Here is a 22065-nt window from a genome sequence, read left to right on the forward strand (position 1 = left end):
ACACAGCGATAACGATAAGGAGCACACCATGAAACGACATGCCTTGTTTCTTGCTCTTGCCACGCTGGGACTTACTGCCACCGCGCCCGCTTTCGCACAGAAGAACGACAAGCGGGATGCGGAAATCAAAGCGCTGAAAGCGCTGGTCGAAAAGCAGCAGCAACAACTCAATCAACAGCAACAGGACCTGCAGCAACTGCACGATGCGCTGACCCAATTGCAGAACCAGCAGACGCAACAGCAGACCCAGATCCAGCAAACACAGCAGGTACAGGCAGCGCAGGCAAAAACCATTGCGGCCGTGCCTGCCAAGCCAACCTTTACCAGTTCGCCGGGCGTATCCGTGGCGCTGCATGGTTTTATCAACGCCACTGCGTTTACACAAAGCAAGAGCTTCACCTACGGCAATGGCCAGAATGCCGAATATCCGATCCCCGGATCGAAGGGGCAGCTCAGCGGCGTCGACGTGCGCAATACACGTTTCTGGCTGGATTTGACCGGCGGAAAGATCGCCGGCGACTGGATCGGCGGCGGGCATCTGGAAATGGATTTCTTCGGCGGCAACAACGGCACCGGCGGTTATTCGATGGAGCAGCCCCTGCCGCGCCTGCGCCAAGCCTACATGACGCTGGAAAACCCGGTGACCGGCAGCAGCTTCAAGATCGGTCAGATGTGGGACCTGATCTTCCCGCTGGATGACTTGCCGATATCCATCAGCCATATCGCCTTCCCGCTCGGCTATGGCACCGGCATCATCGGCTGGCGCTTCCCCGGCATCATCTTCTCGCAGGATCTCAATCACGGTACCGCCGGCCCGCTTTGGCGCCTGGATCTGGCCGCGTTCTCGGGTACCTGGAATGGCCCAGGCAGCCCGATCAATTACATCAGTGCCGGCAATGCCAACTTCCGTCCGCAACTTGAAGCGAAGCTGCACGTGGAGCAACCGAAGGAGTGGCTGCTGTTCGCGGCGGCGCATTGGAGCCAGATCAACCTGGCCGGTGTCGGCGGCAGCTCGCCGACACCGATCAAGCGCGAGTTTGCCAGCACGGCGTTCGAAGTCGGCGGGCAATGGACACCCGGCGCGTGGACGTTCAAAGGGGTGGGTTATACAGGCCGCGGCATCGGGCAGATCTTTGGCGATCTCTCGCAATTCGGCGACATCAAGGACACCGGCGGCTACGTGATGGGCGGCTACAAGTTCACCCCGAACTGGAGCGCCAACCTGTTCTATTCGATGAGCAAGCCCGATTCGAACGACGTGATCCGCTGGTTGAACAACGGCGCCACCGGCTTGCTGAAGAACCGCCAGACGGCGGCGAACCTGATGTACAGCGTGGGCGATTATTCGTTTGCGCTGGAGTGGATTCACGCGATTCTCAATGCCACCACCAATGGAAAGAATCGCGCGCAGACGAGCGGAAATCAGGTGAATGTGAGTGCGTATTACAAGTTCTGAGGATTAGCCAGGACGACGCCCGTAGGTTGGGGGGCAAACCCCAACATTGCCATCCTCATCGGCATGGCGATGTTGGGGTTTGCACCCCAACCTACACTACTAATACAAAAACACCGACGCCTCCGACGGCAACACGCGATCACCCGCAAGCTGGCGCGCCTTGCTCTGATATTGCTCCGCATATGGCATCTGGCCCAGCGCGCGATACACGCAGGCTTGCGCCCACGCCGCGCGCCAATCCACCTGGCTCCAGGTCGACAGCTTGCCGCTGATGGAGGCGGCGTCTTCCACTTTGCCGGCGGCGATCAACGCCTGCGTGTAAACCTGGGCGACGTCGACGATGAGTTCCGGCACGCCGTATGCATCGGCCTTGCTCATGGCTAGCTTCAACTGATCCAGCGCTTGATCGTGCCGGCCTTCGCTCCACGCCTCAGCCGCTTGCGCGCGCAACAGCAGGATATCGATCCATTCGTCCCGCGCTGGTAGCCCGGCTGCCCAGGTCTGCAAGGCATCGACGGCATCTTTGAATTCCTTCGTCTTGCCGGCGCGCTGCATCACCAGCGCGTTGGTAAGCCACGCAGAGGCGTAATCGTGGTTGTCGTTGTTTCTTTCCAGCAGTGGCTTGTCCATCGCCTTGCCGATCCAGGACTGGGCGGCCTGGATATCGTTGCGTTGCAAGGCGAGCTTGGCCAACAGGACGTAGACCGTATCCTGCAAACCCGGCTCGCCCTGGGGATCGCTTGCAATCTGCGTGAGCACGCTTTCGAGCAGGTCGTTCGCTTCGGCGGTGCGGCCGTTGTTGGCCAATGCCTGCGCCCGCTCGTAGGCGAGGAGGTGACGGGAAATCCGATCCTCGATACCCCAATGCTTCTGCTGCAATGGCCAATAAATATCCGTGGCGGCCAGCTCCTCGGCATACTGCAGCAGCATCCGCCGCGCGATGGCCAGTTGCATCAGTATGTCGGGCATCTGCCGGCGCATGCCCATGCGTTGATATTCATCATAGGCACGCTGCAACACTGGAATGGCCTGCGCAAACTGTCCTCGCCTCATCGCCACTTCTGCTATGGCCCCATCCATATCGAGCGCTGCCACGTCATAGGAGTCCAGTGCATAGTTGGCGCGAGCAAGACCGAAATCCGCCTGTGCCTGGTCGAGCTTGCCCTGGACTTTTTCCAGTTCACCGCGCTGGGCGTAAGCAAAGGCCAGATAGGTTTTGTTGGACTGCTTTTGCAGGAGCGCTACCGCTTCGCTCAAGGCGACGACGCCTTCGGCATATTTGTGTTCGCGATAATAGACGTAGTACTGCTGCGCCAGTACCCTGCCGCGCAACGTGGGTTGTTCGTCGGCTGGCAGACGTTGCAACAGATCGGCCAGCCCCTGCTTGCAAGGAGCGAGTTCGTCCTCGCTGCAATGAAATACAGCTTTGGCATAGTCGAACTCAGGCATCTCGCGAATATTGGCCGGCGCCTTGTCGATCAGCTCGCGCGCGACGTCGCTGGAACCGGCATTGGTCGCCACGTCGATGCGCATCAGGTATTCCTCCTTGGCATCATCCGTCGTCGGCGCGGCGGGTCTTACCGCCACGCCCATCTGCGCCAACAGCCGGGTATTGGCCCAGCGCGCAGCGTTCAGCACGTTGTCGGTCGACGATTCCGCCTGCCATGTGCGGCCGTCGGCCGTGCGGGCATCCAGGTGCACATGCCACTGTTTGTCGACCAGGGTGACCCGTGGATGGATCACCAGGGCGAAGGTGTCCAAGTGCGGATTGCCGCCGGGCTGGTCGAGCAGGCTCAGCACGGTCTGGCTGCTTTCGACGGGAATCCGTGCGTCGTGCAATTCGTTGGAGAGCAGGCCCATCAGCCCGAAGCGCAACCATTTCCAGTCCGCCGGCGCATTCACCTCGGCCGGCAGCACGATCGCCACGCCTTGCCCAAGACGCAAGGGTTGGCGCACGGCCGACCAGCGCCAATATCCCACCGCGGCGGCAAGCATGCATAGCGCTGCGATCCACAGCGCACGACCTCGCCACGGCGATGGCTGTAAACCTGGCGCAGGCAACGGTTCGACCAGCACATCTGGAGAGGACGCCGGCACCTGCTCGGCAGTTTCGCCGGGCATGTCCGCAACGACCGTGTCGAGCATCCAACGATAACCCACGCGCGGAATGGTGCGGATGCAGCGTTGCCCGGCACCGGCATCGCCCAGCGCGCGCCGCAGCCGGACAATGGTTTGCGCCAGCAGGTTGTCACTGACGTCCACGCGCCCCCACACTGCGGACACCAGCTCGTCCTTGCCGACGGCGCGTTCGCGATGCTCGATCAGATACGTCAGGCAACCGAAAGCGTTGGCCGCGATGGTGACCGCCTCGCCGTTGCGCGTCAGCTCCCGTGCAACGGGGTCAAGGCAAAAGTCGCCAAAGTAATAGACTCGCTTCCCCATGCGCGGACCTTGTCGTTGAAGGGCACCTGACCTGCGCGTTGGATAGCCAAACGGCGGGATGGTTTTGTTGCGTGATACATATCGCAACATTGTTGGGGGATTATCGCAAAGTGTACGCGACCTAGGCCGATGTCACGGGGACGAAGCACGCATCTCAATCACGCCAAAAACAGCTCCCTCCCCTGTTTGCAAGGGGAGGGCTGGGGGCGAATACCAAGTGCACATCTACGTTACTTCTCGCTGTAACCACCACCCAGCGCATCAATCAACCGGATCGAAAGATCCGCCTGCTGGCTCTGCAACAGCGCCAAACGCTGGTCGGTCAGCAGCAATTGCTGGCGGCTGGTCAACGGCGTCAGCGGACCGCTTACGCCGCCCTTGTATGCCGCCAACGCATCGCGCCAGCTCTTCTCGGCGTCCTGTTTCGCACGCTGTTCCAAGGTGATCTGCGTACGCACGGATGCCAGTGCGGAAACCAGATCCGACACTTCGTTCACCGCACCGATCAACTGGCTGTTGTAGTGCGCTACCGCCGCGTCGTAACGCGCATCCGCGCCGGCAAGATTAGCGCGCAAACGGCCGCCATCGAAGATCGGCAAGCTCAAGGCCGGACCGACCGAATACGTGCGCGCCGGCAATTGAAACACGTTGGTGCTGCCACCCACGGCAAGAAAACCGGCCATCGCGCTCAGGCTGATGTTGGGCAGGAACTGCGTCTTGGCGGCCTTGATGTCCTGCGAGGCGGCCTCGACTTGCCAACGTGCAGCAACCAGGTCGGCACGGCGGCCGATCAAATCCACTTGCAGCTGATCCGGTATCGCCACCAGGCCTGCATCAAGCATATGTGGACGCGCAATGCTCAAGCCGCGATCCGGCCCCTGCCCCAGCAATACAGAAAGAGCGCTGCGCGCGGCATCGATGGCGCGATCGGCCTGTGCCTTCTGCTGTTCGGCGCTCGCCGCCTGCGAATCGGCGAAGGCTTCCTGCTGTGTCGTGCCGAGGCCGCCGGCTACCAGCCGACGCGTCAGCCTCAAGGTCTGCGAGGTGCGTTGCAGTTCGCCTTCGGCGACATCCTGCTCGGCGAAGGCATAACCCAATTGCACGTACGCGCGCGCCACGTTCACCGAGAGCTGGATGCGCGCCGCGCGCGCTTCAATCTCCGCCGCACGCGTACGGCCGAGTGCGGCTTCCCATGCATCGCGCTTCCCGCCCCATAGATCGATATCCCAGGAGAAATTCGCGGTCACGGATTTGCCCCAGGCGAAATGGCCCAGCACATACGGCGGGTAGATCGGGTCCTTCAGGGACAAACGGCTGCCCTCCGCACCCGCTTCGAGATCGGCGCCCGGCAACCGCGCGGCATAGGCTTCATCCGTCACCGCCTGCGCCTGCCGTGCACGCGCTTGGGCTTCGTCCAGGCTGGGATTGTTCTTGAGCGCTTCCTCGATCAGCGTGCTCAGCTGCGGATCGCCGAAGCGGGTCCACCAATCCTGCGCCGGCCATGCGGTCGGGCTGAGCGGGACGTTGGCGAAACTTTGTTCGCTCTTGAGACTGCGCGCGTCGAGCGTCTTGCCGGTGGGATGCAAACCGCCCGGTGTGGCGCAACCGGCGAGCGCGCCGCATAACGCCAGCGTGGCGGCAATGGATAAACGGAAAACGGGATTCACGTTACGCATGGCCGCTTCACCGTGACTCCGCCAGCGCATCGCCATGCCCGCCAGGGTGCACGATCAGGGTGGCGGTCTGCCCTGCCACCAGCACCGTGCCGGCCGGCATGTGATCAGTGTCGATGCGCACGCGCACCGGTACACGCTGCGCCAGGCGCACCCAGTTGAAGGTGGGATTGATGTTGGCGAGCAGATCATTGCCAGTGGGATCTACCGCGCCTGCAATGCCGCGCGCCACGCCTTCCACGGTGCCGCGCAGATGCAGGCCGCCGCTCATCAGGCGGATGTCGACCGGATCGCCCACGTGCAGGTGCGGCAGCTTGGTTTCTTCGAAATAGCCGTCCACCCAGAACGAGCGGCTGTCGATCACCGCAAGACGCGGCGCGCCAGCGCTGGCGTAGTCACCCACGCGCACCAGCAGGTTGGTGACGTAGCCATCCACCGGCGCGCGCACTTCGGTGCGCTGCAGATTGAGCTCTGCCGTCGCCAACGCTGCCTGCGCCTGCTTCACCGCAGCCTGTGCCTGCTGTTGGGCGGCCGTCGCCTGCTCGATGCCCGCGCGCGCTTTTTCCCAGGTGGCGCGCGCCGCGTCGGCCGTCGCGCTGGCGTTGGCGATGTCTTCGCTGGATACGACATCCCTCAGGCTCTGGCGGCGCCTGGACTGCGCCTCGTACATGGCGAAGTTGGCCTTGCTTTGCGTGGTGGTGGCTTTGGCCGCGTCGATGTTCGCCTGCGACGCCACCACGGCGGCTTGTGCAGCGGCGAGATTCGCCCTGGCCTGCTCGGCGGCATCTTCATAACGGGGGCGATCGATCACGAACAGTACATCGCCTTTCTTCACCTGCTGGTTGTCCACCACGTTCACCGCGGTGACCAGCCCGGAGACATCCGGTGCGATGCGCACCACGTTGGCACGGATGCGGCCGTCACGTGTCCAGGGCGAATACATGTAGTGCCGCCACATGCCATAACCGATGAACGCGGCGATCAGCACGATGACGGCAGTGATGGCGATGCGGATATAGAGAGTGTTTTTCATGGGATCAGCGATGAATCATTCAGCGTCAAAAGGTCAGCAGCGCAAGGCCGCCGAATACGCAAATCAGGAAGGCCAGGCGCAACAGCGCCGGATGCCACACGTAGCGGTACAGGCCATAACGGCCGACCACCCAGTCGAACAGCAGCAACAACACCACGGCGAGCAGGAACCAGATCAAAAGTCCAGGCACCAGCACGCCACCGAGGGCGATTTCACGCGGCATGGGCAACTCCTTGTGCGTTGGGGCGTGCGGGCATGTAAGCGCCGAGCACGGATTGTTCGTCCAGCATGGCCAGGCGCAGCACGTTCAAGTGATTGAGTAGCGGCCACATGGCATCGTCGCTGCCGATCATCGCGGTGGTCGCGGCCAGCGCATCGCGCGCATAGGCGTAGGTAGCGGTATCCGGATGCTCGTAAAGCTGGGCGATCGCATCGATGGTCCGCTCGATCGCTTCGTGCACGTCTTCGGGCAGCGGGCGGCCGGCCATGTCGTTGCGCAACTCGATCAAGGTCCGCCCGACTTCGTTGATGGACAGCATCCATGCCACCTGGTTGCGCGACGCCTGGCTGCCGCGTTCGGTCTGCGCCACGATCTGCCCGAACAAATCGTGATTGACGCTTTCGAAGCGTGCGCGCAACCCCGGCAGCGGCGCTGTGGCAGCAAGACGCACCTGGCGGCGCAATTGCTCCAGCTGGCGGCGGCGGAGCCACAGGCTGCCGATGGCCGGCGGAATAAGAGTGAAGGCCAAACCCGTCACGCCCAGGCCGATGAACTGCGCCAAGGTATCGTTCCAGAAAAACACCACGTCGTAATTCATCTGGTTGTGCACGACCAGCGTCAGCGTGAAACCCATGCAATAACCCACGCCCTCGCGAGCCGTCATGGGCCACGCCATCATCGCCATGCCGATCATCAGGAAGGGCGCGGAGGTCGCTACCAGCAGGCCGAAACCGTCCATCAGCGGCAGCACGAAGAACTGGCAGACAAAGCTCGCGCACGTACCCAGTACGAAGCCCAGCGAGGTGTGCAGCACCCACTGGGTAGGATTGGGCGCGGCAGCAAACAGGCCGGCAAACACCGTTGCCAGCAGCATCGCCGATGCACCGGACGGCCATGCGGAAACAATCCAATAGAAGCTCAAGGCGCCCATGACGAGCGACGTGCGCACCATCGCCAACGCCGAACCGAGATAGTCATTGCCACGCTCAAAGCGCACGCGTTCCGCCACGGCGCCGAACAGCCTGGGTGCCTGCAATTGCGATGCCGTTTCGACGTATGCATAGAGTTCATCGACGAAGCGATCAACCAGCGTGGCGCCGGTATCGAAATCGAGCATGTCATAGGCGGAACTCATTTTCGCGCGCAGCATCGCCCGGCGTTCCCGGATCACTTGCCGCGCACTGTCCATACGCGGCAACAACACGCGCGCCGCGGCGCCAGCCTCGATCGGTGCATCGAGCGCGTCGGCCAATGGCCGGTACAGCTGGATCAGTGCATCGGCTGCTATTTCATGCCCTTTGCGCTTCAGGCGATTGATCAGGTGATGCAGGGTCTGCAGCGTGGTGGACGTCGCCATGAAGCGCTGGTTCAGCAGCAGCATGTGGCCGCTGCGCGCACGCGCTTCCGGATCTTCGAAAATCACCGAACTGCGCAAGTCTTCCACCGCAACCGCATCGCGCACGAAGCGCAGATGCGCGTTCTCCAGATCGGCACGCGCCACCTTGCCGCACATCGCACGCTGCACGAAATCGATGAAGTTGGCGAACTGGGCGCGACAGATGCGGCGCAGATCGTCGCGGATACGGCTGGGAAACACCACGTCGCTCACGGCGGCGGAAACGCCGATGCCCAGCAATACCTCGCTCAGGCGCCACACCACGGAGTGGAACACTTCCAGCGGGTTGTTGATCACCGGCAATGCCACGATCGCCGCAGTGTAACCGGCCAGCACGAACGCATAGGATTTGAAATTGCGATACAACGTGGCGCCGCCCGCGCACGCACCGATCCACAGCGACAACGCGGTAAGAAACAACACGCGCTGCTGCGGAAACAAGGCCACGATCAGGAAGCCCGCCAACGCCCCCACCACGGTGCCGATGGCGCGGTAGAAACTCTTGGCCAGCACCATGCCGCTCTGGCGGTTGGCCACGATGATGGTGGTGAGCATCGCCGTCGACGGCTGCGGCAGATCCAGCCGCATCGCCAGCCAGCCGGTGATGTAGAAGGCGAGCAGCGATTTCGCCACGAACAGCCAGGTGGTGCTCTCCTCGCGCAGGGTCGTCACGAAAACATCGCGCGTGGTGGGGACTGCCGTCGGGATTTCGGTTACAGACATCGGGAATCGCCTCAGTCCGCCAATCCGCTCAGAAACTTCTTCAACAGCTTTTCGAGCTGAACCTGCTCGGAAACCTTGAGGTGACGCCCCTGCTTCGCCAGCAACGTACAGATATCCGGAAGAAGACTGTCGAGCAAAGCCTGTCCTTGCGGCGTCAGGCTCAGTTCGATCTTGCGACGATCATCGGCGCTGCTGTTGCGGTCGATCAGGCCCTTGTCACACAGCTCGTTGGTCAAGCGCGTGATATTGGCAGACTTCTCGCCCGCGGCATCCGCCAGCTCCGACGGCGACATCGTACCGCTGCCCGAGCCGTACAGCATCATCAGCAGGTTGTATTCCGGATGATTGATGCCGTAAGGCTTGAGGCTGGCGTTTGCTTCGTCGTGCAACATCTTGTGGATATGCTTGATCAGCCGCACCAGGGTGGCCGGCCGGCGCGGGAAAGCCGGGTAGCGGCGGCAGGTGACGGCGAGGCGCTGTTCGGTAAGGGCGAAGTCGGCCATGGTGTTGCGACCCCTGGGTTGATAAGGCATGGACTTATAGTACAGATATATATAGTACATAAATGTACTATTTAGTTGCAAACGACATCGTCCTGCGTCGCAACCTCAAGGCCCATGGTACTCACTCAGGCATCGTCGTCCCGGCGAAAGCCACGTCTCTTGATCACATCTTTTCCAGCTTGTGATCATGCCCGATAACCGCAAAACGCCACAGACCAGTTCCCTCCCCTGCTTGCAGGGGAGGGTTAGGGTGGGGTGCGAGCGCAGCGAGCGGCGGGAGTTACCCGCCGCCGCAGGTTGATGTTCGCCACATGATTCACACCGCGGCACTCATTGCGACGCTCGGCGGCACGCTAAAGCCCAAGCACCCCCACCCCAACCCTCCCTTACTCCCGCAGGGAGAGGGCGATCATCGCAAGGCGGGACGCTGGGGCAACATCGGATTTGTGATCTAGAGACAGGCGAAAGCCAGGACGACGGGTTCAAGGTTTTTTTACGGCAGTCAAGCGAACACCGCCTAAGTGAGTGCCATTGGCCTTAATCCTTTTTAAGACGCGCTACAGGAACACGTCAGGTTGAAGGTTTATCTCTATGCCATCCGGGCTCGCCACCGCGAACATCCAACAGCCACTACCACCCGCCACCTGGAATCCGACACCATGATTCGTCGCGTGCTTGCTGCTGCGATTACCCTCTCGGCACTACCGCTGTACGCCCAGACGCCGTCCAAGATCTATGCGCAGGAATTGGTCGACCAGACCATCGCCGCCCATCCTGACATCGTCGTGATGGCGATCCATGCCACGCCGCCCAAGCAGAAGGACAACGTCATCATCGCCTCCAACATCGGCCGCATCGGCAAGAAGGCCGATGACGACGACATGGGCGTGGTCAATACCGGCAAGCCGCTGGTGGAAGTCAACAAGGCCGGCGACAGGCTGGAAGTGGAGGTACCGCTGTTGGACACCACCGGCGACACGCTCGGCGCGCTCAGCATCGTGTACCCGTATCACAACGGCGATGACAAGCAGGCCCTGCAACAGCGTGCCGAGCAGATCCGCGATCAACTGGCGCGGCGCATTTCCAATCCTGGCAATTTGACCCAGCCTTACCGTTACGACACCGCCACCCCCACCAACACGCTCGCACAGCAGCTGGTCGACCAGGCCATGGCGGCGTATCCGGACGTCATCATCCTTGCCATGCATGCCACACCGCCTGGTCAGCACACCAACGTAATCGTCGGCTCAAGCATCGGGCGCATCGGCAAGGCGGCAGACGATGACGACATGCGCGCCATCCGTACCGGCATCCCGAATCTCGAGGTGAACGGCAATCGCTTTGAAGTGGAAACCCGTTTGCTGGATGCGGGCAAGCAGACCATCGGTGCCATCGGCATCGTGTTTCGCTACAAGCCCGGCGACGACAAGAAAGCACTGGAGCAACGCGCCTACGCGATTCGCAACGAACTGGCCACCAAGATTCCCTCGCTCGCCAAGCTGACGGCGCCGCCGGCTGGCGCGGCATCAGCGGCAGCCCCCGCTACCCTGATCGGGCGCAGTACCGCGTGGAAGCCGGAATACTCCGGCGATTTCGATCACTTCGGCGTGGATACCAAGCGTCATAAATTGCTGCTTGCCGCCGAAGACCACGGCACGCTGGAAGTATTCGATCTCGATAGCGGCGCGCACGAGAAGACGCTCACCACCTTCAGCACCCCTCACGCGATCCTTTACCTGCCGGAGAAAGACCGGTTGATCGTGACCGACAGCGGCAAGGGTGGCACGCGCGTGCTGGATGCCGGCACCTACAAGGTGCTCGGCTATATCAACACCGCGCCGGGCGCGGATTCGATGGCCTACGACGCATCCACGCACCTGCTCTACATCGTGAGCGGCGGCAAGGACGTGGACATGAAGGAGTGCTACCTCAACGAGATCGACCCTTATTCCGGCAAGGTTTATCGAAAACTTCGCTTCGATTCCGATCACGTCGAGGCAGTACGTGCGGAAGAACATGGCCATCGCCTGTTCGTGAACGTGGCCGACAAGAACGAGGTCGACGTGGTGGACAAGAAAACCCTGCAGGTGATCGCGCGTTGGCCGTTAACGGGTGCGCAGACGAACCTGAGCATGGCGCTGGACGAAGCGGACCATCGGCTGTTCATCGGCACGCGCAATCCCAGCAAGCTGATCGTGCTCGATACGGAGACCGGCAAGCAGGTCGCAAGCCTGGATGCACCGGCCACATCGGATGGCTTGTTCTACGACAGCGTGCACAAGCGCATCTATGTGCCCGGCGGCGATGGCTACCTTGGCGTATTCCAGCAGAACGATGCCGATCACTATGCCGAACTGGCACGCGTGCCCAGCGCCAAAGGCGCCAAGTCCGGCATGTTGTGGAAGGCGCTCGACCGCATTTACCTCGCAGCATCGCCCGGCGAAAAGGGCAAAGGAGGAGAAATCCTGTGGTATGCGCTCCATCCATAGGCGCACCCCGACAACACTCACGCTCCATACCAACGACAACGGTGTACGACCATGCAAGCAAATCGAAGCGGAACTACATGACTGCCATTTGAAAACCAGTCGCTAACGTGTCGTCCGGGGAGGGATAGACGCTATGCAGAGTTTGACCGTAAAACCATTGCTCGGCGCATTGCTGATGGCAATGGGTACCACCTGCGCAACCGCGGTTTCCACCAATCTGCATGCGGACGAACCGCCCCAGCAGCAAAAACCGGACGCGTCCGCGGGCACGAAACCCAAAGCGGATCAGCCGGACAAGGCACAAAAGCCGGCCACCCTGGCAACCGTGGTGGTCACCGGTTCCAACCTACCGGTAGCGCCCGATGAGGTCATGGTGCCCGTGACCTCGGTCGACAACGACGAGATCAAAGGGGCCGGCGTCAACTCCAATGCGCTCGATCTCTTGCGCAAAGTGGTGCCCTCGTTTGCCGGGCGCAGCAACACCGGCACCAGCAACGCGAACAACAACAACCAGAACACCGCCGGCGGTTCCCAATTGCAGTTGCGCAATCTCGATACGCTGGTGCTGGTGGACGGCCTGCGTGTCGCCACCAGCGGCATCAATGGCATCGGCGGCAAGAACTTCGTCGACGTAAACCAGATCCCGATCTCGGCAATCGACCATATCGAGGTATTGACCGATGGCGCGTCGGCCATCTATGGCTCCGACGCGATCGGCGGCGTGGTCAACATCATCTTGAAAAAGGACTACCAAGGCGCAGAAGTCGGTGTGCGCTACGGTGCCGCCAGCGGAAACTACCGCGAGAAGTCGGGTTATTTCGTGGCGGGCACGACACTGCATGGCGTGCACATCACCCTGACCGGCAGCGAAGCGAAGACCGACCCGCTGTATCAGGACGCCCGCAGCTTCACCAGCCCGCTTTACGGACGCATCTCCAACCTGCCCGGCACCGTCGGCGCCAATGGCCGTTTTCCGGGTGCCATGCTGGCCCCTGGACTCAGTTCGCCCGCGCAAGACAATCCGACCGGTACGCTGGCCACCGCGCCGAACATCAATAGCCTGATCGCCAACGGCACCTATCTGCCCACCACGCCTACTGCCGTGGCAGACGGCTTCGACGTCTCGCGCTATCAGACCTTGCTGGAGCGCCAGGATCAAAAAGGCCTGAGCCTCAACCTTTCCGCCGATTTGTTGGACGACAACAAACTCACGGCGTTCGGCAACATTCTTTATTCGCGCACCAAGAGCTTTACGCAATGGTTGCCGATTCGAACCACGGTCTCGCTGCCGGCGGGTTCGCCCTACAACCCGCTGACCACCACGTTCAATCAGGCGGTGTTCGGTTACCTGCCCAGGCCGCAGCAGTTCGTCAACAACGCGGAAGGTTTCCGGATCGTGGCCGGCTTGCGTGGCGACATAACTCACGACTGGAATTGGGAAGCCTCGGTCGACCACAGCGACAACACGCTCGAGCAGGACCAGTTCAACCTGATCTATGCGCCCAACGTCACCCGTGCCATCGCCGGCGGCTACGACGCGCAAGGCAATGCCGTTGCCGGTGATGCTTACAGCCGCGTACAGACGGGCTTTTCCAGCACGGGATCGTTCGTCATCCAGCCTGCGCTCAATCCTTTGGCGGTGACATCCGGCATCAATCCCGCGTCGCTGGCCAACCTGTATGGCACGGAATCCATCCATGCCGAAAGCAAGCTGGATGCTTTCGACGCCAAGGTAGTGGGCAAGCCGTTCGAATTGCCGGCCGGCAAGGTGGGCTTTGCCTTTGGGGTGGAAATGCGGCGCGAATCGCTCTCCGCGTATACCGATCCCAATGGCCGCAACACCGGCCCCACCGCGCACGATTGGATCGGCGGCACCGCAGCCGACCCGTTCTCGCGCGGGCGCGACATCGATAGTGCGTACAGTGAAGTACGCGTGCCGATTACCAGCTCCGGCTGGTCAGCACCAGGCTTCCACGACTTCGACCTGATCGCTGCCGCACGCTACGAGCATTACAGCGATGCCGGCAATTCATTGGTCCCCAAGTTCGGATTCCGCTGGCAACCGTTCGACAACCAGGTCACGTTGCGCGGATCGTTCTCGCGGGCCTATACCGCACCCACGCTGTATGCGATGTACGGACCCACCGATACGCGGCTGGTAGGCAGCAGCGTGATTCAATCCGTTTTCAATCTTCCCGGCCTCGGCTTCAATGGTGAAGACGGCAACAATCCGCACCTCAAACCGAGCACCGCCGTCACCCGCTCGATGGGCATTACCTTTACGCCGCAAGCACTGCCCGGATTGACGGCATCGCTCGATTACTCCTCGGTGGACCAGCGTGGCTACCCCGGTGGCATCGGTTTTACCAACATCCTGCAAAGCGTGAACCAGCTGGGTGCGGCATCGCCGTTCGCGTCCAACCTGGCGCTGGGGAATTTCCCCGGCCAGCCCGGTGCGACGGCATTCACCGCACCCGGGCAAGTCGAAGCCTATCTGCGCTCCGGCGGCGATCCGTTGAACCTGTATGCGATCGACCGCTTCACCAACCTGGGCGGCTTGCACGTGCGTTCCGCGAACATGACGGCGGAATATTATTTCGTCAGCGATCACGCCGGCACGTTCACGTTCTCCACCAACGGGGCGATGTTCTTCAAGTATCAGTTCCAGGCGCTGCCCGGCCAGCAGTATTACAACTACGCCGGATTCGCGACCAACGGGGGCACTGGCGTGCAAGGAACCATCCCGCGCTTCAGCTTCTACACCACGGCCGATTGGCAATACGGCAACTGGGATCTCACGGTCGGCAACAATTACATGTCGGCGGTTACGGATATTGGCCCCGGCGGCATCGTCTACGCGCAAAGCACCACGCTGAAGCGCCTTCCCGTCAGCAGTTATCTCACCTGGGATCTGCGGATTGCGTATTCGGTCGACCACTCGGCATCGCACGACATTGTCAAGGGATGGTCGTTCGCATTGGGCATCAACAACATCGCCAATCGCATGCCACCGCTTGCACCGCAGGCATTCACCGACAACAACGCAGACGTGGCGACCTATTCGCCGATTGGACGGCTGATCTATGGCACGGCATCGATCAAGTTCTAGCGTTTGACCGCGTCAAGGCGGGCGATTCACTTCCTTACCCCAAGCGCCTCTATGAATCGCCCGTCTTGACGCCCCCTGCTACGCATTTGCAAACCCATCTGGATGACTCGTGCACACCTGTGCCTTGCGTCGTAGGTTGGGGTAAGGCGTCGCCGAACCCCAACGTGACCCGCGGATATCCGAATACGTTGGGGTTCGCGTTCCGCTTACCCCGACCTACGTTCCGAGTAAGGGCTGCACCATGGCATGCAAAGGCTCTGCTACTGTCGGCGGCACCGGGAGCGTGAAACTCACCCGCAAGCCCTGCCCGCCTTCCCGCGGTTGCGCACGAATGCTGCCGCCGTGCAGCTCGATGATGCTGCGGCAGATGGTCAAGCCCAACCCGCTGCCCTGATCCTCCCCTTCCCGCACGTTGAAACGCACGAAACGGTCGAACATGCGCTCGCACTGTTCTTCTGTCAGGCCTGGGCCTTCGTCTTCAATGCTGAGACACCAATGGCCATCCGCGACGAAGGACGCCATGGTGATCAAGCCGTTCGGTGGCGAGACGCGCAGCGCATTGGTCAGCAGGTTGAAGACCACCTGGCGCAGCCATTTCTCCTCCATCGCCACCAAGCCATCGCCTTGCTGCACGCAGCGCAAGCGCCGTCCGCGATGCTCGACCAGGGCATGCACGTCCGGTTCGACGCCGCGCACGAAATGGTCCGGATGCTGGTTGACGAGATTGAGCCTCACCCCGTTCACTTCCGCACGCGATATGAACAACAGCTCGTCGATCAGCTGGTTGATGCGGGCCAGTTCATCCAGTTGCACCAGCACGGCGTCTTCCTGCCGCCGTTCGAGCTTGCCTTCGACGAGCAACCGCTCGGCGTGCAGACGCACCAGCGAGAGCGGCGTCTTCAATTCATGCGATACCTCTTCGGAAAACTGGCGTGCTTGCTTGAATGAGACTTCCAGGCGATCGAACATCTGGTTGAGCAACCGCACCAGATCGAAGAGTTCGTCCTCGCCGGCGGGAACGGCGATGCGCTCGGCCAGATTATCCGAGCGTATGCGGTTTGCGGTTTCGCCGATCAGCCGCACCGGACGAAGGATCAAGCGACTGGTGACGATGCCGATCATGCCACTGGCCAACAGCATGATCGCCAGCAAGGCGATACACACTTCGACGTACGCGGTCAGATCCTGCCGCATCTGCCGCATCGGCGTGCCGATCGTCACGTCGAATGGCCGCATGATGAATTCGCCGACACGCAACTCCCCCACGCCCGGTACGAAGGTGTTGTAGACATGCTTGCCCGGCACGTCGGGAATCGGCTTGCCGTCCAGGTTGTTCGAATAGAACAACATGTCGTGGGGTGGCTCGTCGATGTTGATGTAGAACAGCACCGAGGCGTAGTCGGCGGTTTCGTGAATGCGCTGGTCGACAATCTGCGGCGTCAGTGCCGCGTAGTTGGTACCCAGGCGCGCCCGGATCTGCTCGAATTCGCTTTTATTGAGAAGATCCAGATCGCCCTGCATATGGCTTTCCAGCAGCACGTAGCCCACCCCGAAGAGCACGGCCAGCGTGATCGTGGCACTCAGCGCAAACCACAGGCTGATGCGTGCCCGCAGGGATTTCATACCAGTTGATAACCTATTCCGCGCAGCGTCTTGAAAAGCGACGTGCCGGCGCCATCCTCGAGCTTGGTGCGCAGCCGACTCATATAGACGTCCAAAAGATTGTCTTCGACCAGCCCCGGCCAGATGCGCTCGGAGATGTAGGAACGGGTCAAGGTGCGCCCAGCGTTCTGCATGAAGATTTCCAGCAAGGCGAATTCCCGGCTGGTCAACTCCACCGGCTGGCCGCGCAAGCGCACGGTGCGGCTCAACAGATCGAGCTTGATGCTTTTGTGCTCGAGCATGGTCTGCTTGACCGCGCTTTGCCTGCGCATCAGCGAACGCACGTGCGCGAGCAGCTCCTCGAAGCTGAAAGGCTTGGGCAGATAGTCGTCGGCACCCAGGTTCAAGCCGGTGATGCGGTCGTCCACCGTATCGCGTGCGCTCAAGATCAATACCGGCTCGTTGAATCCGCACCGGCGCCATTCGCACAAGAGTTCCAGGCCATCGCCATCCGGCAAACCCAGATCGAGAATGATGACGTCGAAGTTATCGTCCGCCAGCGCGTCTCGCGCCGCATGACAACTCTGCGCCCACTCTGCCGTGTAGGAACGCTCGCTGAAACCCCGCTTCAAAAATTGACCAAGTTTGTACTGGTCTTCGACGATCAGGACTTTCATGGACAAGACCCGCCACCCCGTGCCGCGATCGAGTCTACGCCAAACGACAAGGCTTGCTTGATGCGACGCACAAGCTTGTTTGGATGGCTGCGCTTACCTGAAAAATTTTTAAGGAAGCTTTCATGAGCACGACAGGAAGCAGTTCTATGGTCATACCGTAACTTGACGCAGCACGCGTTTATCCCGGTGAGCCACGACCCTCGACGATGCTGAAATTCCACGCCCACCCGGAATGCTTTTTAATGCACAGTGATACCTCCAACCACCGCATCGAGGCCCTCATGAAGTTATCGGCAGGCACATCCACGCACACCGATCCTGCCACTGGCGTGGACGCCCTGCCCGCCGCCAGCGCATCGGCCGCGATCGCCGCGCGCCTGGATCGACTGCCGGCATCGCGTACGCTGTGGAAAATCATCGCGCTGATTTCGCTGGGTGGATTGTTCGAGTATTACGATTTGTTCTTTACCGGCTACGTAGCGCCGGGCATGGCCAAATCCGGTTTGTTTTCACCCGATTCCCTCGGCTTTTTCGCCAGCCTCGCCGGCATCAAGGTGGCGGGCTTCGGCACCTTCGTGTTCAGCACCTTCGCCGGGCTTTGGCTGGGCGTGGTGCTGCTTGGCCAGCTTGCCGACCGCTACGGCCGCCGTCCCGTGTTTACCGGTTCACTGGTCTGGTACGCCTGCAGCACCACCATCATGGCCTTCCAGCACACGGGGGAAATGGTCAACGTGTGGCGTTTCGTCGCTGGCGTTGGCTTCGGTGTGCAACTGGTCACCATCGACGCCTACATCTCCGAACTCACGCCGCTGGCTTTGCGCGGGCGGGCGTTTTCGGTCAACCAGTTCGTATCGTTTTGCATTGTGCCGGTCGTCGCCCTGTTCGCGTGGCTGCTGGTACCGACCGCGCCGTTCGGACTCGATGGCTGGCGCTGGGTGGTACTGATCGGCTCTGCCGGCGCTGCTGTCGCCTGGTTTCTGATTCGGCAGGTGCCAGAAAGTCCGCGCTGGCTCGCCTTGCATGGACGCGCCGCGGAAGCCGACGCCATCACAACCGCTATCGAACGCCGGGTCGAGGCGGAAACCGGCAAAGCGCTGCCAGCGTTGCACGTGGAAGCGCCGGAGGAAGAAAGCACCGGCCAGTTCCGGGAAATCTTTGCTTCGCGTTATTGGCGCCGCACGGTGATGCTGTCGGTGTTCAACATGGCGCAGGTGATCGGCTTCTACGGCTTTGCCGCATGGGTGCCGACGCTATTGATTGCGCGCGGCATCAACATCACGCACAGCCTGCAGTATTCCTTCATCATCGCCATCGCCAATCCGTTCGGCCCCTTGGTCGGCACCTATTTCGCCGATCACCTGGAACGGAAAACGCAGATCATCCTTGGGTTGAGCGTGATGGGCGTGGCGATGCTCGGCTTCGCACATGCCACCTCGCCGGTGGTGCTGATTGCGCTCGGTGTCGTGTTTACGCTGGCCGCGAACATCATGTCCTACGCGTACCACAACTATCAGGCCGAGCTGTATCCCACACGCATTCGCGCACGCGCCGTTGGCTTCGTTTATTCGTGGAGTCGTTTTGCTGCCGCGTTTGCGGGGCTTGCGATTGGGTATTTCCTCAACCTGGGCGGTGCGCTTGCTGTTGCTACCTTTATTGCGATTGCGATGGTGGTGGGAATTGCGGTGATTGGTGTTTTTGGGCCGTCGACGAAGGGGGTAGCGTTGGAGCGGATCAGTCATTGAGCATAGCTCCATGCATGCCGATGTCATTGGCTTTTGTAGGTTGGGGTGCGAACCCCAACAGCGTGATGCATGCGGGCATGGCGATGTTGGGGTTTGCACCCCAACCTACGAGAGCGCGTCGTGCGCCCGCATCGCCCATTCAAATGAACGCTTGCGCGCGTCGTGATCAAAAATGTTCGCGGTGATCATCAGCTCATCCGGCCGGTGCGCCCCACCATCGCCTTCTCGTGCTTGGTGTTTTCGGGCCATCGACGAAGGTAGCGTTGGAGCGGATCAGTCATTGAGCCTAGCTCCATGCATGCCGATGTCATTGGCTTTTGTAGGTTGGGGTGCGAACCCCAACATCGTGATGCATGCGGGCATGGCGATGTCGTGGTTCGCACCCCAACCTACGAGAGCGCGTCGTGCGCCCGCATCGCCCATTCAAATGAACGCTTGCGCGCGTCGTGATCAAAAATGTTCGCGGTGATCATCAGCTCATCCGGCCGGTGCCGCGCGATAAACGCCGCCAAACCTTCTCGCACCGACTGCGGATCACCCACCACGGCGCATGCCAGCGCACGCTCCACCATCGCCTTCTCGTGTGGCGCCCAATACGCATCCATATCATCGATCGGGGGCGGGATCAGCCCAGGACGCCCACGGCGCAAGTTGACGAAGCTCTGCTGCTGCGAGGTGAACAGACGACGCGCCTCACCATCCGTTTCCGCTGCCACCACGTTGACGCCAAGCATCGCGTATGGCTTGTCCAGGCGCGCAGAAGGCTTGAAATCACGGCGATAGAGCATCAGCGCTTCGTCCATCGCATCCGGCGAAAAGTGCGAGGCAAACGCGAACGGAAGGCCTAGCGCGGCAGCGAGTTGCGCGCTGAACAGGCTTGATCCCAACAGCCACACCGGCACCTCGATGCCGGCGCCCGGCACGGCACGCACCGCTTGACCAGACACGGCAGGTTCGAAATAGGCGAGCAATTCCTGCACGTCCGTGGGAAAGGTTTCCGCCGCTTCGTAATAACGACGCAGTGCGCGCGCGGTCGGCTGATCCGTACCGGGCGCGCGCCCCAACCCCAGATCGATGCGCCCCGGATACAGCGAAGCCAGCGTGCCGAATTGTTCGGCCACCTGCAGCGGTGCGTGATTGGGCAGCATGATGCCGCCCGCGCCGACGCGGATAGTGGACGTGCCGCCCGCCACGTGGCCAATCAGCACCGCGGTGGCCGCGCTGGCGATGCCGGGCATGTTGTGGTGTTCGGCCAGCCAGTAACGCGTGTAGCCAAGCTGCTCGGCCCAGCGCGCGAGATCCAGCGTGTTGGCGAAGGCGTGTGCAGGCGTATGGCCTTCAGTAACGGGAGCGAGATCAAGTACAGAAAACGGGATCATGCGTAAGTCCCATGCAAGGAAGCCCACAAGGTGGGGACGGTTATGCGCATTGCCAGGGGCGCGTGCCTCGACCGCGTGGCTGTCTGCTTCCGAAACGGAGAAGGCTTTTCAAGGGACGCGCCTGTGATACGCATCACAAAAAATCAGGCGCATGGCTCCGCCTAACCAAATTTTGATTTCCAACCAGGCTCGATCGCTAGACTCCCAAGCGCCAGCGTTATCCCGGTGCACTACTCCCAGGATAGGTACCGCAAAGGGTTCCCCCCGGAATCGCCGCGCGGCATAGCGAATGGTGGTCGGCATGTCGATCATTCGCGCAGTACTCGATGTTTCGCAGGCACTCCAAAGCGGCTGCTGCCCATCGTCTTTTGTGCTTCGGCACTCAGGGGAAGACGATCAAGCCGCTCTACGGACGACCTTCATGGTGCTCGGATCAGCACGACCAAGCCCGGTTCCGCATCTTTTATTTGCGGCGCCGCCGTCATGTTGTGGCCAAACCGTTGCGGTCAGCCACCACTCTAATCAGGCGAAGGAACGCCAACGTATGCGAACTCGAATCGATGAGAAAACTTGCACCTGTAACGAAAAAACTGCTTGCACCACTCGCTGCTTCCATTGCCCTCTTCGCCGCCTCCGCACCTTTTTCGTCGAATGTCGACGCGCAGGCTGCCACCACGCTCAAAGCGCCGATCTACGGCGTCACCCTGGATGATCTTTCCAACCTCAGCGCCATCATCACCTCGTTGAGCAAGCTGCCGTACCGCCCCACCGTTCGCGTGGTGTTCGATCCGGGCACCAGCGCCGCCGAGTATTACCCTTCACTAGTGAAGCTGCATGCTGTCGCCAACGTGATGGGCGAAATCATGGACTCGTATTACTTCCCGACCGACATCAACACCTACACCGCACGCACCAAGGAATTGGTCAACGGCTTGAACGGCACCGTCGACGTCTGGGAGATCGCCAACGAGATCAACGGCGAATGGCTGCGCCAGAATCCGAATGGCACCAATAGCGTGGTCAACTCGGAAGAAACCCAGATCGGCCAGATGGTCGCTGCCGCCAGTTCCATCGTAAAGGCCGCGGGCGGCAAGACGGCCGTGACGCTGTATTACAACGACGACAGCAAGGGCAACAATTGCTGGGAGAAACCCCAGGATTACTGGAAGACCTGGCCCACCACCTTCCTGCCGGCCTCCGTGCGGCAGAGCGTTGACTATGCACTCTTCAGCTACTACCCGTACCAGGATTGCCCGGGACTGTCGCCGTCGTGGAGCAACGACTTCACGGCCTTGGAAGGCATCTTCCCGAACGCGAAAGTCGGCTTCGGCGAGATCGGCACCTCCAGCACCGGCGCACCCGCGTCCGTGCAGACAGGCCTGATCAAGACGTACTACCCGATGGTCAACAGCTTCAAGGATCCGAAGTTCGTCGGTGGCTTCTTCTGGTGGTACTACGCCGAAGAAATGGTGCCCTACACCAAGACGTACTGGAGCACGCTCGATCAGACGATCGCGCCATTGAAGGTGCCGCAGTAAGACTTAGCGACAAGCAGGCGGACGGAGGCTCGCCCCGAGCCTTCGTCCGCGATGCTGCCCCGCGTGAAGCAAGCGCTTCGGGC

General features: G+C 61.2%; 14 protein-coding genes. 5 read left to right on the forward strand and 9 right to left on the reverse strand.

Features of this window, described 5'->3' with window-relative positions:
* The first annotated feature begins 28 nt into the window (after positions 1-28).
* Complete coding sequence (locus VJR68_RS09725) at positions 29-1456, forward strand: hypothetical protein (protein ID WP_324147475.1); 1428 nt, start codon at positions 29-31, stop codon at positions 1454-1456.
* Positions 1457-1555: 99 nt separating this feature from the next.
* Here VJR68_RS09725 and VJR68_RS09730 read toward each other — a convergent pair whose 3' ends face one another.
* The 6 genes from VJR68_RS09730 to VJR68_RS09755 form a co-directional block, all read right to left on the reverse strand.
* Positions 1556-3898 carry a winged helix-turn-helix domain-containing protein gene (locus tag VJR68_RS09730; RefSeq protein WP_324147476.1) on the reverse strand — a complete coding sequence of 781 codons (2343 nt, stop codon included), beginning with the start codon at positions 3896-3898 and terminating at the stop codon, positions 1556-1558.
* Between the two features lie 230 nt (positions 3899-4128).
* A complete protein-coding gene (locus VJR68_RS09735) occupies positions 4129-5574 on the reverse strand; it encodes an efflux transporter outer membrane subunit (protein WP_324147477.1) in 1446 nt (481 codons plus the stop codon).
* A 7-nt stretch (positions 5575-5581) separates the two neighbouring features.
* On the reverse strand, positions 5582-6604 hold the full coding sequence (locus VJR68_RS09740; RefSeq protein ID WP_324147478.1) for an HlyD family secretion protein: 1023 nt from the start codon (positions 6602-6604) through the stop codon (positions 5582-5584).
* A gap of 25 nt (positions 6605-6629) precedes the next feature.
* The gene (locus tag VJR68_RS09745) at positions 6630-6827 is read right to left on the reverse strand and encodes a DUF1656 domain-containing protein (RefSeq protein WP_324147479.1); all 198 of its coding nucleotides are present in this window, start codon (positions 6825-6827) and stop codon (positions 6630-6632) included.
* On the reverse strand, positions 6817-8943 hold the full coding sequence (locus tag VJR68_RS09750; protein WP_324147480.1) for an FUSC family protein: 2127 nt from the start codon (positions 8941-8943) through the stop codon (positions 6817-6819). Before VJR68_RS09750 ends, VJR68_RS09745 begins: the two co-directional genes overlap by 11 nt.
* A gap of 11 nt (positions 8944-8954) precedes the next feature.
* Entirely contained in the window at positions 8955-9446 is a 492-nt protein-coding gene (locus VJR68_RS09755; protein WP_324147481.1) for a MarR family transcriptional regulator, read from the reverse strand.
* A gap of 659 nt (positions 9447-10105) precedes the next feature.
* On the opposite strand from VJR68_RS09755, the gene VJR68_RS09760 reads away from it, so the two are divergent.
* Both VJR68_RS09760 and VJR68_RS09765 read left to right on the forward strand, forming a co-directional pair.
* Positions 10106-11935: a hypothetical protein gene (locus VJR68_RS09760; RefSeq protein ID WP_324147482.1), complete on the forward strand. Its 1830-nt coding sequence runs from the start codon at positions 10106-10108 to the stop codon at positions 11933-11935.
* Between the two features lie 133 nt (positions 11936-12068).
* Complete coding sequence (locus VJR68_RS09765; protein ID WP_324147483.1) at positions 12069-15044, forward strand: TonB-dependent receptor plug domain-containing protein; 2976 nt, start codon at positions 12069-12071, stop codon at positions 15042-15044.
* Between the two features lie 216 nt (positions 15045-15260).
* On the opposite strand, the gene VJR68_RS09770 is transcribed toward VJR68_RS09765, so the two are convergent.
* On the reverse strand, positions 15261-16667 hold the full coding sequence (locus tag VJR68_RS09770) for a sensor histidine kinase (RefSeq protein WP_324147484.1): 1407 nt from the start codon (positions 16665-16667) through the stop codon (positions 15261-15263).
* Positions 16664-17323, reverse strand: coding sequence for a response regulator transcription factor (locus VJR68_RS09775; RefSeq protein WP_324147485.1), 660 nt, complete (start codon positions 17321-17323; stop codon positions 16664-16666). Before VJR68_RS09775 ends, VJR68_RS09770 begins: the two co-directional genes overlap by 4 nt.
* Before the next feature lie 281 nt (positions 17324-17604).
* Here VJR68_RS09775 and VJR68_RS09780 point away from each other — a divergent pair, with 281 nt between their 5' ends.
* Positions 17605-19065 (forward strand): MFS transporter, encoded by a 1461-nt coding sequence (locus tag VJR68_RS09780; RefSeq protein ID WP_324147486.1) that lies wholly within the window; start codon positions 17605-17607, stop codon positions 19063-19065.
* 389 nt (positions 19066-19454) lie between these two features.
* On the opposite strand, the gene VJR68_RS09785 is transcribed toward VJR68_RS09780, so the two are convergent.
* Complete coding sequence (locus VJR68_RS09785; protein WP_324147487.1) at positions 19455-20444, reverse strand: LLM class flavin-dependent oxidoreductase; 990 nt, start codon at positions 20442-20444, stop codon at positions 19455-19457.
* A gap of 560 nt (positions 20445-21004) precedes the next feature.
* Here VJR68_RS09785 and VJR68_RS09790 point away from each other — a divergent pair.
* Complete coding sequence (locus tag VJR68_RS09790) at positions 21005-21982, forward strand: hypothetical protein (RefSeq protein WP_324147488.1); 978 nt, start codon at positions 21005-21007, stop codon at positions 21980-21982.
* Positions 21983-22065: the final 83 nt, after the last annotated feature.

Origin of the sequence: Dyella sp., from assembly GCF_035277725.1 — a bacterium.
Lineage (GTDB): Bacteria > Pseudomonadota > Gammaproteobacteria > Xanthomonadales > Rhodanobacteraceae > Dyella_B.